This window comes from Enterobacter sp. EC_50, assembly GCF_019584525.1.
Classification (GTDB): Bacteria; Pseudomonadota; Gammaproteobacteria; order Enterobacterales; family Enterobacteriaceae; genus Enterobacter; species Enterobacter roggenkampii.
On record NZ_VDAF01000021.1, the window covers coordinates 68,283 to 81,435 of the forward strand.

The 13,153-nt window shown below is 56.8% G+C and carries 13 protein-coding genes, 2 tRNA genes and 1 rRNA gene; 4 read left to right on the plus strand and 12 right to left on the minus strand.

All coding sequences use genetic code 11. From position 1 onward, the window contains the following. Nucleotides 1-80 precede the first annotated feature (80 nt). Nucleotides 81-362: a peptidylprolyl isomerase PpiC gene (gene ppiC / locus FHC48_RS17475; RefSeq protein WP_008501570.1), complete on the plus strand. Its 282-nt coding sequence runs from the start codon at nucleotides 81-83 to the stop codon at nucleotides 360-362. Between the two features lie 86 nt (nucleotides 363-448). On the opposite strand, the gene ilvC is transcribed toward ppiC, so the two are convergent. Beyond that, nucleotides 449-1,924 carry a ketol-acid reductoisomerase gene (gene ilvC / locus FHC48_RS17480; protein WP_008501571.1) on the minus strand — a complete coding sequence of 492 codons (1,476 nt, stop codon included), beginning with the start codon at nucleotides 1,922-1,924 and terminating at the stop codon, nucleotides 449-451. 152 nt (nucleotides 1,925-2,076) lie between these two features. On the opposite strand from ilvC, the gene ilvY reads away from it, so the two are divergent. Next, nucleotides 2,077-2,967, plus strand: coding sequence for an HTH-type transcriptional activator IlvY (gene ilvY, locus FHC48_RS17485; protein ID WP_008501572.1), 891 nt, complete (start codon nucleotides 2,077-2,079; stop codon nucleotides 2,965-2,967). On the opposite strand, the gene ilvA is transcribed toward ilvY, so the two are convergent. From ilvA to ilvL, 7 genes are all read right to left on the minus strand, one after another. Continuing rightward, nucleotides 2,964-4,508, minus strand: a complete 1,545-nt coding sequence (gene ilvA / locus FHC48_RS17490) for a threonine ammonia-lyase, biosynthetic (protein WP_025912232.1) — start codon at nucleotides 4,506-4,508, stop codon at nucleotides 2,964-2,966. The two genes, ilvY and ilvA, sit on opposite strands and share 4 nt — an antisense overlap. Before the next feature lie 2 nt (nucleotides 4,509-4,510). Then, nucleotides 4,511-6,361, minus strand: a complete 1,851-nt coding sequence (gene ilvD, locus FHC48_RS17495) for a dihydroxy-acid dehydratase (protein ID WP_023618950.1) — start codon at nucleotides 6,359-6,361, stop codon at nucleotides 4,511-4,513. A 60-nt stretch (nucleotides 6,362-6,421) separates the two neighbouring features. After that, entirely contained in the window at nucleotides 6,422-7,351 is a 930-nt protein-coding gene (gene ilvE, locus FHC48_RS17500) for a branched-chain-amino-acid transaminase (protein WP_023326297.1), read from the minus strand. A gap of 18 nt (nucleotides 7,352-7,369) precedes the next feature. Beyond that, complete coding sequence (gene ilvM, locus FHC48_RS17505) at nucleotides 7,370-7,633, minus strand: acetolactate synthase 2 small subunit (protein WP_003860184.1); 264 nt, start codon at nucleotides 7,631-7,633, stop codon at nucleotides 7,370-7,372. Beyond that, the gene (gene ilvG / locus FHC48_RS17510) at nucleotides 7,630-9,276 is read right to left on the minus strand and encodes an acetolactate synthase 2 catalytic subunit (protein ID WP_045336969.1); all 1,647 of its coding nucleotides are present in this window, start codon (nucleotides 9,274-9,276) and stop codon (nucleotides 7,630-7,632) included. The genes ilvM and ilvG overlap by 4 nt, the downstream gene beginning before the upstream one ends. 2 nt (nucleotides 9,277-9,278) lie before the next feature. Then, the gene (ilvX, locus tag FHC48_RS17515) at nucleotides 9,279-9,329 is read right to left on the minus strand and encodes a peptide IlvX (protein ID WP_166792073.1); all 51 of its coding nucleotides are present in this window, start codon (nucleotides 9,327-9,329) and stop codon (nucleotides 9,279-9,281) included. Nucleotides 9,330-9,415: 86 nt separating this feature from the next. Further along, complete coding sequence (ilvL, locus tag FHC48_RS17520) at nucleotides 9,416-9,514, minus strand: ilv operon leader peptide (RefSeq protein ID WP_001311244.1); 99 nt, start codon at nucleotides 9,512-9,514, stop codon at nucleotides 9,416-9,418. Nucleotides 9,515-9,854: 340 nt separating this feature from the next. Here ilvL and FHC48_RS17525 point away from each other — a divergent pair, with 340 nt between their 5' ends. After that, nucleotides 9,855-11,375: a YifB family Mg chelatase-like AAA ATPase gene (locus FHC48_RS17525; RefSeq protein ID WP_059364658.1), complete on the plus strand. Its 1,521-nt coding sequence runs from the start codon at nucleotides 9,855-9,857 to the stop codon at nucleotides 11,373-11,375. A 29-nt stretch (nucleotides 11,376-11,404) separates the two neighbouring features. On the opposite strand, the gene FHC48_RS17530 is transcribed toward FHC48_RS17525, so the two are convergent. Beyond that, a complete protein-coding gene (locus FHC48_RS17530) occupies nucleotides 11,405-11,743 on the minus strand; it encodes a DUF413 domain-containing protein (protein WP_008501577.1) in 339 nt (112 codons plus the stop codon). Nucleotides 11,744-11,861: 118 nt separating this feature from the next. On the opposite strand from FHC48_RS17530, the gene hdfR reads away from it, so the two are divergent. Beyond that, nucleotides 11,862-12,683 (plus strand): HTH-type transcriptional regulator HdfR, encoded by an 822-nt coding sequence (gene hdfR / locus FHC48_RS17535; RefSeq protein ID WP_021242824.1) that lies wholly within the window; start codon nucleotides 11,862-11,864, stop codon nucleotides 12,681-12,683. Between the two features lie 99 nt (nucleotides 12,684-12,782). Here hdfR and FHC48_RS17540 read toward each other — a convergent pair. The 3 genes from FHC48_RS17540 to rrf all read right to left on the minus strand — a co-directional run. Continuing rightward, nucleotides 12,783-12,858: transfer RNA gene (locus FHC48_RS17540), tRNA-Trp, on the minus strand. Between the two features lie 53 nt (nucleotides 12,859-12,911). Then, nucleotides 12,912-12,988, minus strand: a tRNA-Asp gene (locus FHC48_RS17545). Between the two features lie 56 nt (nucleotides 12,989-13,044). Then, nucleotides 13,045-13,153, minus strand: a 5S ribosomal RNA gene (gene rrf, locus FHC48_RS17550); the annotation flags it as partial.

Below are 13,153 nucleotides of genomic sequence, written 5' to 3' on the forward strand. Positions count from 1 at the left end.
ATCACTCAATGAAAGTCAGGAGGGGAGAATAACAGCGTGGTAGTATAGCGAGCCTAATCCATACCACTCAAGGCACGATCATGGCAAAAACAGCAGCAGCACTGCATATTCTTGTTAAAGAAGAGAAACTGGCTCTGGATCTTCTGGAGCAGATCAAAAACGGCGCCGACTTCGGCAAGCTGGCGAAGAAGCACTCCATCTGTCCGTCAGGCAAACGCGGCGGCGATCTGGGTGAATTCCGCCAGGGTCAGATGGTGCCGGCGTTCGATAAAGTGGTCTTCTCCTGCCCGGTGCTGGAGCCAACTGGCCCGCTGCACACGCAGTTCGGCTACCACGTGATTAAAGTGCTGTACCGCAAATAAACAAGCCGGGTGGCGGCTGCGCCTTACCCGGCCTACATCTTACGGCTTTGTAGGTCGGGTAAGCGAAGCGCCACCCGACAAGGTTGTTAACCCGCTACCGCGATACGCTTCATGTCGGTCATGTAGCCACGCAGTTTGTGACCCACTTTCTCGATCTGGTGGCTGCGAATGGCTTCGTTCACATCGCGCAGCTGCGCGTTGTCCACGGCACCTTCTGCAATCGCTTTACCCAGATCGCCCGGCTGCAGAGTGGTCATAAACTCTTTCAGCAGCGGTACGCAGGCGTAAGAGAACAGGTAGTTACCGTATTCTGCGGTATCAGAGATAACCACGTTCATTTCGTACAGACGCTTACGGGCGATGGTGTTCGCGATCAGCGGCAGCTCGTGCAGCGATTCGTAGTACGCAGACTCTTCAATGATGCCGGAATCCACCATGGTTTCGAACGCCAGCTCAACGCCTGCTTTCACCATCGCAATCATCAGGACGCCTTTATCGAAGTACTCCTGCTCGCCGATTTTACCTTCATACTGTGGCGCGGTTTCGAACGCGGTCTTACCGGTCTCTTCACGCCAGGTCAGCAGTTTCTTATCGTCGTTCGCCCAGTCTGCCATCATGCCGGAAGAGAACTCGCCGGAGATGATGTCGTCCATATGTTTCTGGAACAGCGGTGCCATGATGGTTTTCAGCTGTTCAGACAGGGCGTAAGCACGCAGTTTTGCCGGGTTGGACAGACGGTCCATCATCAGCGTAATACCGCCCTGCTTCAGCGCTTCGGTGATGGTTTCCCAGCCGAACTGAATCAGTTTTTCCGCATATGCCGGGTCGGTGCCCTCTTCCACCAGCTTATCGAAGCACAGCAGAGAACCGGCCTGCAGCATGCCGCACAGAATGGTCTGCTCGCCCATCAGGTCAGATTTCACTTCGGCAACGAAGGACGATTCCAGCACGCCCGCACGGTGGCCGCCGGTCGCCGCTGCCCACGCTTTGGCAATCGCCATGCCTTCGCCTTTTGGATCGTTTTCCGGGTGAACCGCGATCAGGGTCGGCACGCCGAAACCACGCTTGTACTCTTCACGAACTTCGGTACCCGGGCACTTCGGTGCCACCATCACCACGGTGATGTCTTTACGGATCTGCTCGCCCACTTCAACGATGTTGAAGCCGTGGGAGTAACCCAGCGCTGCGCCGTCTTTCATCAGCGGCTGTACGGAACGCACAACGTCAGAGTGCTGCTTGTCCGGGGTCAGGTTAACCACCAGATCCGCCTGCGGGATCAGCTCTTCGTAGGTACCCACTTTGAAGCCGTTTTCGGTCGCTTTACGCCAGGAAGCGCGCTTCTCGGCAATCGCTTCTTTGCGCAGGGCGTAGGAGATATCCAGACCGGAGTCACGCATGTTCAGGCCCTGGTTCAGACCCTGTGCGCCACAGCCGACGATGACCACTTTTTTACCCTGAAGGTAGCTTGCGCCATCGGCAAATTCGTCGCGCGCCATGAAGCGGCATTTGCCCAGCTGCGCCAGCTGCTGGCGCAAGTTCAGTGTATTAAAGTAGTTAGCCATGGGTGATACCTCGTGATGTTGTGTGTCTTATTGTTCGGTTCGCGTTTCAGCGAGAATGTACCCACATTACAACAGGAAATTTATTGCGGAAATTGATATATTCACAACGTCATGTTGCAATTTTTGCAATATAAAAAGAGGGAGTGGAATCGGTGGATTTACGCGATCTGAAAATGTTTCTTCACCTGGCGGAAAGCCGTCATTTTGGCCGCAGCGCGCGGGCGATGCACGTCAGCCCCTCCACGCTGTCGCGCCAGATCCAGCGCCTTGAGGAAGATCTCGGCCAGCCGCTGTTCGTGCGCGATAACCGCACCGTCACCCTCACGGAAGCGGGCGAAGAGCTGCGCATTTTTGCCCAGCAGACGCTGTTACAGTACCAGCAGCTGCGGCACTCGATCGATCAGCAGGGGCCATCACTCTCAGGCGAGCTGCATATTTTTTGCTCCGTGACCGCCGCCTATAGCCATCTGCCGCCTATCCTTGACCGCTTCCGCGCGGCGCACCCCTCGGTTGAAATTAAGCTCACCACCGGCGACGCCGCCGACGCGATGGAAAAAGTGGTGACGGGCGAAGCGGATCTCGCCATTGCCGGGAAGCCGGAAACCCTGCCGGGCGCGGTGGCGTTCTCGATGCTGGAAAATCTGGCGGTGGTGCTGATTGCCCCGGCGCTGCCCTGCCCGGTGCGTAACCAGGTGTCGGTGGAAAAACCGGACTGGTCCACGGTACCGTTTATCATGGCCGATCAGGGACCGGTGCGTCGTCGTATTGAGCTGTGGTTCCGCCGTCAAAAAATCAGCAACCCGTCGATTTACGCCACCGTCAGCGGCCATGAGGCGATGGTGTCGATGGTGGCGCTCGGCTGCGGCGTAGCGCTGCTGCCGGAAGTGGTGCTGGAAAACAGCCCGGAACCGGTGCGCAATCGCGTGATGATTCTGGAGCGCAGCGATGAGAAAACGCCGTTTGAGCTTGGCGTGTGCGCACAAAAAAAGCGGCTGCATGAGCCGCTTATTGATGCGTTCTGGACGATATTGCCGAACCACTAGCCTGCCAGGAAGAAGCGGAACGCCGGGTTGTGGGTTTCGTCGTGGCACTCATAACCCAGCTCGTTCAGCCGCGTTTCGAAATCCGGCTCGTGCTCGCCCAGTTCGAACGCCGCCAGCACGCGACCGTAGTCGGTGCCGTGGCTGCGGTAGTGGAACAGAGAGATGTTCCAGTGCGTGCCCAGCGTGTGCAGGAACTTGAGCAACGCGCCCGGCGATTCCGGGAACTCAAAGCTGAACAGGCGTTCCCTGAGCGGCTTGGAAGGACGGCCGCCGACCATGTAACGCACGTGCAGCTTCGCCATCTCGTCGTCGGAGAGATCGACCACGCTATAGCCGCCCTCATGCAGCAGGCTGAGGATCTCTTTGCGCTCCTCCACGCCACGGCTCAGACGCACGCCAACAAAAATGCAGGCATCTTTGGCATCGGCAAAGCGGTAGTTGAACTCCGTCACCGAACGACCGCCCAGCAGCTGGCAGAACTTGAGGAAGCTGCCCTTCTCTTCCGGAATCGTCACCGCCAGCAGCGCTTCCCGCTGTTCGCCCAGCTCGCAGCGCTCGGAAACGTAGCGCAGGCCGTGGAAGTTCACGTTCGCACCAGACAGCACGTGCGCCAGACGCTCGCCGCGGATGTTGTGCTGCGCGATGTATTTTTTCATGCCCGCCAGCGCCAGCGCGCCGGACGGTTCCGCCACCGCACGCACGTCCTCGAACAGATCCTTCATCGCCGCGCAGATCGCGTCGCTGTCCACCGTGACGATATCGTCGAGATATTCCCGGCACAGGCGGAACGTTTCGTCGCCAATGCGCTTCACCGCCACGCCCTCGGCAAACAACCCGACGCGCGGCAGGTCGACCGGATGCCCGGCATCCAGCGCCGCTTTCAGGCAGGCGGAGTCTTCCGCTTCCACGGCAATGACTTTGATCTGCGGCATCAGCTGTTTGATCAGCACCGCCACGCCTGCGGCTAAACCACCGCCGCCCACCGGGACAAAGACGCGGTCGAGATGGGCATCCTGCTGCAGCAGTTCAAGCGCCAGCGTCCCCTGCCCGGCAATCACCATCGGGTGGTCGAACGGCGGCACCCAGGTGAACCCCTGCTGCTGCGCCAGTTCAATCGCCTTGGCTTTTGCTTCGTCAAAGTTGGCCCCGTGGAGCAAGACTTCGCCGCCGAAACCGCGCACCGCGTCGACCTTGATATCGGCGGTAGCAACCGGCATCACGATCAGCGCTTTCAGCCCCAGACGGGCAGACGAGAACGCCACGCCCTGCGCGTGGTTGCCCGCCGATGCGGTAATCACCCCGCGCGCTTTCTGCTCGTCGGTCAGCCCGGCCATCATCGCGTAGGCACCGCGCAGCTTGAAGCTGTGCACCGGCTGGCGGTCTTCGCGCTTCACCAGAATAACGTTGTCCAGGCGCGAAGAGAGTTTTTCCATTTTCTGCAGGGGCGTGACCTGAACGGCTTCATAGACCGGTGCGCGCAGCACCGCCCTGAGATATTCCGCCCCCTCGGGGGCGGCGGATAAGGGTTGCGACTCGGCCATCGTTAGCCCCCAAGTTTAGATTTATCGCGCACCGCGCCTTTATCTGCACTGGTGGCAAGGCTCGCGTAGGCGCGCAGGGCGAAGGAAACTTCGCGCTGGCGGTCTTTCGGCGTCCAGGCTTTGTCGCCGCGCGCTTCCTGCGCTTCACGACGGGCCGCAATTTCCTGGTCGCTCAGCTTGAGCTGAATGCCGCGATTCGGAATGTCTATTTCGATCAGATCGCCGTCTTCGATGATGGCAATGTTGCCGCCGCTTGCCGCTTCCGGGGAAACGTGGCCGATAGAGAGGCCGGAAGTGCCGCCGGAGAAACGACCGTCGGTGATCAGCGCACAGGCTTTACCGAGGCCCATGGATTTCAGGAAGGTGGTCGGGTAGAGCATCTCCTGCATGCCCGGCCCGCCTTTCGGCCCCTCGTAGCGAATGACCACCACGTCGCCTTCCACCACTTTGCCGCCGAGGATGGCGTCTACCGCTTCATCCTGGCTTTCGTACACCTTCGCCGGACCGGTGAATTTCAGGATGCTGTCGTCCACGCCAGCGGTTTTCACGATGCAGCCATTTTCCGCAAAGTTACCGTACAGCACGGCCAGGCCGCCGTCTTTGCTATAGGCATGCTCCAGCGAGCGGATGCAGCCTTCAGCGCGGTCATCGTCCAGGGTATCCCAGCGGCAGTCCTGCGAGAACGCCTGGGTAGTACGAATACCAGCAGGGCCCGCGCGGAACATCTTTTTCACCGCGTCGTCTTTGGTCAGCATCACGTCGTACTGGTTCAGCGACTCCGGCAGCGTCAGGCCAAGCACGTTTTTCACGTCACGGTTCAGCAGCCCGGCGCGATCCAGTTCGCCGAGGATACCGATGACGCCACCCGCGCGATGCACGTCTTCCATATGGTACTTCTGGGTACTCGGTGCGACCTTACACAGCTGCGGCACTTTACGGGAGAGCCTGTCGATGTCGCTCATGGTGAAGTCGATTTCGGCTTCCTGCGCGGCGGCCAGCAGGTGCAGAACGGTGTTGGTGGAACCGCCCATGGCGATGTCCAGGGTCATGGCGTTCTCGAACGCCGCTTTGCTGGCGATGCTGCGCGGCAGCGCGCTGGCGTCGTCCTGCTCGTAGTAGCGCTTAGTCAGTTCAACGATGCGTTTACCGGCGTTGAGGAACAGCTGCTTACGGTCGGCATGGGTCGCCAGCAGCGAGCCGTTGCCCGGCTGAGACAGACCCAGCGCTTCGGTCAGGCAGTTCATGGAGTTCGCCGTGAACATACCGGAACAGGAGCCGCAGGTCGGGCACGCGGAGCGCTCCACCTGGTCACTCTGCTCGTCAGAGACTTTCGGGTCCGCGCCCTGAATCATCGCATCGACCAGGTCGAGCTTGATGATTTTGTCGGAGAGCTTGGTTTTCCCCGCTTCCATCGGGCCACCGGAGACGAAGATCACCGGAATGTTCAGGCGCAGGGAGGCCATCAGCATCCCCGGGGTGATTTTGTCGCAGTTGGAGATACAGACCATCGCATCGGCGCAGTGGGCGTTAACCATGTACTCTACCGAGTCGGCGATCAGCTCGCGCGACGGCAGTGAATAGAGCATGCCCCCATGGCCCATCGCGATACCGTCATCCACCGCAATGGTGTTGAACTCTTTCGCCACGCCGCCGGAGGCTTCGATTTGCTCGGCAACCAGCTTACCGAGATCGCGCAGGTGCACGTGGCCCGGTACGAACTGGGTGAAGGAGTTCACCACGGCGATAATTGGCTTGCCGAAATCGGCGTCGGTCATTCCGGTGGCGCGCCACAGCGCGCGGGCACCGGCCATGTTGCGGCCGTGGGTGGTGGTGGCTGAACGATACTTAGGCATGCTTTATTTACTCCCGTCTGACTATGTAATGGGACGGTGCGTGCCGTCCCAAATTTATATTTAGTGATTAACCTGATCCAACCAGCCGTATTTATCTTCTGTCTCGCCGGTGAAGAGGCCAAAGAACGCTTGCTGAATGCGTTTGGTCACCGGGCCACAGCGGCCTTCGCCCACCTGAATGCCGTCTACGCTACGCACCGGCGTAATTTCAGCCGCGGTACCGGACATGAACACTTCATCGGCCAGGTACAGGGATTCGCGAGACAGCACCTGCTCGCGCACTTCGATACCCAGATCTTTCGCCAGCTTGATGATGGCATCACGGGTGATGCCCGGCAGCGCGGACGAGGTGAATGGCGGGGTAAACAGAATGCCGTCTTTCACTTCAAACAGGTTTTCACCTGCGCCTTCGGAGATGTAGCCATTCACGTCGAGCGCGATACCTTCCTGGTAGCCGTGACGGCGCGCTTCGCTGCCGACCAGCAGGGAAGAAAGGTAGTTACCGCCCGCTTTCGCCGCGGTCGGGATGGTGTTTGGTGCAACGCGGTTCCAGGAAGAGACCATTGCGTCGATCCCCTGCTCCAGGGCTTCAGCACCCAGGTAGGCACCCCATGGGAACGCGGCAATGATCACATCGGTGTTGTAACCGGCTGGCGGGTTCACGCCCATGCCGACGTCGCCCACGAAGACCAGCGGACGAATATAGGCGCTAGTCAGGTTGTTCTTACGGATCACGTCGCGGCAGGCTTCCATCAGCTCATCCACGCTCTGAGAAACCGGGAAACGATAAATTTTGGCTGAGTCATGCAGACGCTGCATGTGTTCGCGATGGCGGAACACCACTGGCCCTTTGTGAGAATCGTAGCAGCGGATGCCTTCAAACACGGAGGTACCGTAATGCAGCGCGTGGGACATCACGTGGACCTTCGCGTCCTCCCAGCGAACCATCTCACCGTTGAACCAAATGTAATCAGCTTTTTTTGTCGTCATTTTTTCGTCCTGTCACGCTTAAGCGCGGATTTGTTGTGATGTGGTTGTGCTCTGGCAGATGGCAACATGGGCAACGTCTACCAGCTTTGATAACTGACTAAACAGTAAGTCGACCGGCCGCGGGCTGGCAACGGTTAATTCGATACTGATGTTTTGCGCGTCGGTGGCCGTCTCCATATTCATAGAGCAAATCTGAAAACCACGATGACGCACCACGCGCAAAACGCGTTCTAATGTTTCCGGGTTGAAGCGAGCCTGCACGGCGACCTGATGTTGCATCATGATAATTTCTCCAGCATTTGTGAGTTACTGGCACCGGGCGGTACCAACGGCCAGACGTTCTCAAGCTCGTCGATTGAGACATGAAGCAGGTATGGCCCTTCGCTTGACAGCATGGTGTCGAGTGCCGCTTCAACCTGGTCTTTACGGGTGATGTGCTGACCAGGAATGCCGAAGGCGCTGGCCAGGGTGAGGAAATCGGGGTTATCGGTCAGGGTGGTTTCACTGTAACGTTCCTGGAAGAACAACTGTTGCCACTGGCGAACCATCCCTAAACGCTGGTTATCGAGCAACACGATCTTCAGCGGTAACTGCTTGCGCTTCACGGTGCCGAGCTCCTGAACGTTCATCATGAAGGAGCCGTCACCGGAGATACAGATAACGGTATCGTTCGGGCGGGCAACCTGTGCGCCAACCGCGGCTGGCAGACCGAAGCCCATCGTCCCTAACCCGCTGGAAGTGATGAAGTTTTCCGGACGGGTGTAGGTCATGTGCTGGGCGGACCACATCTGGTGCTGGCCGACATCGGTCGTCACCACGCTGTCGGCGGGCTTACGGTCGGACAACTGCTTCAACAGCAGCGGCGCGTAGATGGCCTCACCCGGATGGTCGTAACGCCAGGCGTGCTCGGCACGCATTTCAGCCGTGTGCTGGCGCCACTCGCCGATATTCAAAGGCTGCTGTAACGCCGGCAGCAGCGTGTTGAGATCGCCCTGCAGCGCGACGTGCGCCTGACGCAGCTTGTTCATTTCCGCCGGGTCGATATCCATATGGATGACGTTGGCGTTCGGCGCAAAGGTATTCAGCTTACCGGTGACGCGGTCGTCAAAACGGGCACCGACGGCGATGAGCAGATCGCACGCCTGCACCGCCAGGTTTGCCGCTTTGGTGCCGTGCATCCCCAGCATGCCCAGATAGTAGGGGTAATCGGCATCTACCGCACCCAACCCTTTCAGCGTGCAGGTGGCAGGCATTTGCGTTGCCGCGATAAATTCGCGCAGGGCAGGAACCGCCTGCGCCATACCTACGCCACCGCCAACGTACAGCATCGGCTGTTTCGCCTGCGCCAGCATCTGACGGGCCTCTTCGACTTCCGCATGCGGAAACGCGTCGTCGTGTCCAACGGTGGAGAAGTGCGGCTCCAGTTCGCCGTGTGCGACCTGGATATCTTTCGGGATATCGACCAGAACCGGACCAGGGCGGCCGGAGCTGGCAACCTCGAATGCTTCCGCCATTACGCGCGGCAGCTCTTCCAGTGACTGAACGAGAAAACTGTGTTTGGTGCAGGCCAGCGATAAACCGAGTACATCGACTTCCTGGAACGCGTCGGTGCCGATGAACGGAGAGGCAACCTGTCCAGTGATGGCAACAACGGGAACAGAATCCAGCAGCGCGTCTGCCAGACCGGTGATGAGGTTAGTTGCGCCCGGGCCTGACGTCGCCATACAGACACCGGTTTTACCGGTGGCACGGGCATAACCGATGGCGGCCATCGCTGCGCCCTGCTCGTGTCGGCACAACAGGTGCTCCACGCCGCCGTCATACAGTGCATCGTAAATCGGCATAATTGCGCCACCCGGATAACCGAATACTGTCTCGACTCCCTGCGCGCGCAACGCATGTACTACCCACTGTGCCCCATTCATAGTTAGTTCCCCGTCATAAATCGGGAGAAACAGAATTTTGTGCTAGTCGTCATTCTCTGCTCCTCATTTACGTTTTTTAGTCATAAAAAAACCCCCGGACCTTTCGGTGCGGGGGTCTTAGTTCGTTAAGGCTTGATTTCTAAGCCTTTCCTCGTCCAAGTGCAGCCCCGCACGGTGGGATAATAATCACCACCACGCTAATCACGACCAGGCTAATCACTCGTAGAAGGGCTGTCATTTTCAGTTCTTTTTGCATCTTGTTCGAAGGAATACCTAAAGAGTTATCACAGTTTTTAAATCAAACACAAGATTTATTTATGACGGATTTGGTTAGCCCGCGAATCATATTTATTAAAATCGTTGTTTTATATACGGAAATTAGAAAATGAATATTTTTCACTTTTTTACTCCTCCGCTAACCGTCAAAACAGATTTTTTTCGCTCTGCGAGGAGGGTTCCTCGACTGTGCAATAGTTTCATTGTGCTTTTAAAATCCCTGAACAAGCAGCGTAAATTCGCTAAATAGCGCTAAACAGGCATAACGCACACTGGCATAGTCACACCAGGAGGTAGTGCAAATGTCACTGTCAGTTGTTTATACACGTGCGGCTCTCGGGGTAAAGGCACCGCTTGTTTCCGTAGAGGTTCATTTGAGTAATGGGCTGCCCGGACTCACGCTTGTCGGGTTACCTGAAACGACGGTTAAAGAGGCCAGGGATCGCGTTCGCAGCGCAATAATAAATAGCGGTTATACCTTCCCCGCGAAGAAGATCACCATCAACCTTGCCCCCGCCGATCTGCCCAAAGAGGGCGGGCGATACGATTTACCTATCGCAATTGCGCTTCTCGCGGCTTCTGAGCAGCTTGCTACGACCAGGCTAGGCTCGTACGAGTTCGTGGGTGAACTCGCGCTCACAGGCGCATTGAGAGGCGTTCCCGGTGCGATATCGGGAGCGCTGGAAGCCATTCGTGCAGGGCGGCAAATCATTGTCGCCAATGAAAACGCATCAGAAGTGAGTCTTATTGCCGAAAAGGGGTGTCTCATCGCCGGGCATCTTCAGGAAGTATGTGCCTGGCTGGAAGGCCGACATGAACTGTCCGAGCCGGAGGAGTGCGACGAGGCTGTAGCAGATGCGCCAGAAGATCTTAGTGAGATCATGGGACAGGAGCAAGGTAAACGGGCGCTGGAGATTACGGCTGCAGGTGGACACAATCTCCTGCTGATTGGCCCGCCTGGTACAGGTAAAACGATGCTGGCGAGCAGGCTGAGCGGGTTGCTCCCGCCGCTCAATAACCATGAAGCGCTGGAAAGCGCTGCTATATATAGCCTCATCAGTTCGGCATCGTTGCAAAAACAGTGGCGCCGTCGCCCTTTTCGTTCCCCACATCATAGCGCTTCACTGACGGCAATGGTCGGCGGTGGGTCTATCCCCGGACCGGGTGAGATTTCACTGGCACACAATGGCATTCTGTTTCTTGATGAGTTGCCTGAGTTTGAGCGTCGCGTGCTGGATGCACTGAGAGAACCTATTGAATCTGGTGAAATACATATCTCGCGCACGCGGGCCAAAATAAGCTATCCCGCGCAGTTTCAACTGGTCGCTGCGATGAACCCCAGCCCCACGGGGCATTATCAGGGCAACCATAACCGCTGTACGCCAGAGCAGACGCTGCGCTATCTGGGAAAGCTTTCCGGCCCATTCCTCGACCGTTTCGATTTGTCTCTCGAAATCCCCCTTCCGCCGCCGGGCCTGCTCAGGCAGACGGGCATAACGGGTGAGATCTCAGCAAAAGTGCGCGGGCGGGTGATCGCTGCCCAGGCACGACAATACGCCCGTCAAAACAGGCTGAATGCTCGGCTTGATAATGCCGGGATCCGGCAGTTTTGTTCGCTTAACAGTGAAGATGCAGGATGGCTTGAGGAGACGTTGACGCGCTTTGGGCTGTCTATACGAGCGTGGCAACGTTTGCTAAAAGTGGCCAGAACCATTGCTGACGTGGAGGGATGTACTGACATTGAGAGGAAACACTTGCAGGAGGCGCTGAGTTACCGCGCTATCGATCGTTTGCTGCTGCACCTGCAGAAGTTGCTGGCATAAAAAAGGGGCCGTAGCCCCTTCTTATCATCTTAGTCATCAGACTCGGTGTAGTCTTCTGCACCTTCCATCTGCGGCTTACCGCCAGACAGCGTATGGAAGCGCTTTGGACGCTTAATGCGTGCCATATACTTGATCCATACACGTTCCGCTTCAGACTGCGGCTCACGCTCACCACGGCAAACAGAAACAAACTGTTTTTCGTCTTCAGTAGCAGGCTCACGCTTGCCCAGATCCAGCTCGTTAAAGGCATAACCATGGCGCTCAAGCAGTTGAGCTTCTTTGATGGTGAAATCGCCGTGACGAGAGAACCCGCGCGGATAATGTTTATTGTCGAAAAAACGATTAGTCGTCGTAAAGCTTTCCGCCATCCTACACGCTCCTAATTCTTTGGCCGAGCTATTTATGGCGCGGAGTATTAGTTACGCTTGACAGAGTGTAAAACAAAACATTTAAATCATAACGACAAATAATTTTGCGGAGAAAGATGTGGATACGGAATTGCTTAAAACTTTCCTTGAAGTGAGCAGAACACGCCACTTTGGGCGAGCAGCTGAAGCCCTTTACCTGACGCAGTCAGCAGTCAGTTTTCGTATTCGACAGCTGGAAAATCAACTGGGTGTGAATCTTTTTACCCGCCATCGCAACAATATCCGCCTCACGCCCGCCGGCGAAAAACTACTGCCGTACGCAGAAACGCTGATGAATACCTGGCAGGCGGCACGCAAAGAGGTTGCACATACTTCGAGGCATAATGAGTTCTCGATAGGGGCCAGCGCTTCCCTGTGGGAATGTATGCTAAGTCAGTGGCTTACCCGGCTTTATCAATCTCATAGCCACCTGCAATTTGAAGCCAGGATTGCGCAACGGCAGTCGCTGGTTAAGCAACTTCATGAGCGCCAGCTTGATCTTCTTATCACAACCGAAGCCCCCAAGATGGACGAATTTAGCAGCCAGATTGTGGGCCAGTTTGGCCTGGCGCTTTATGCCTCTGAACCTTCGATGATGAAGGCAGACCTGACCTATTTGCGCCTGGAATGGGGGCCTGATTTTCAGCAGCATGAGACGGGCTTGATTGCACCTGATGACGTCCCACAGTTAACGACCAGCTCTGCAGAGATCGCCTGTCAGCAACTGCCCTTGCTGAGAGGTTGTACCTGGTTACCTGTTCGCTGGGCAGACACTAAAGCTGGGCTGCATACCGTAATGGATTCCACCACGCTTACCAGACCGCTGTATGCGATTTGGCTGCAAAACAGTGATAAGCAGTCGCAGATAAAAGATCTGTTAAAAATCAATGTAATGGATTGATACATCAGCCAGCAGGAATGCTGGCTGAATAGTAAGAAGAGACGTTTTTACAGTCTTTCAGGCAAAAAAAAATCCTTTGCCGAAGCAAAGGATTCTATATGGCAGGGGCGGAGAGACTCGAACTCGCGACACCCGGTTTTGGAGACCGGTGCTCTACCAACTGAGCTACGCCCCTAAAGTTTTTTGCCATTAAGCCTGCCAGTAAGGCAGGCTTAATGTCTTAATAAGTGGCGGAACGGACGGGACTCGAACCCGCGACCCCCTGCGTGACAGGCAGGTATTCTAACCGACTGAACTACCGCTCCACCGAAGACTGCTTGTAACCACCGGATTAATGCACCGGCTTACTACTAAATTTGATGCCTGGCAGTTCCCTACTCTCACATGGGGAGACCCCACACTACCATCGGCGCTACGGCGTTTCACTTCTGAGTTCGGCATGGGGTCAGGTGGGACCACCGCGCTAAAGC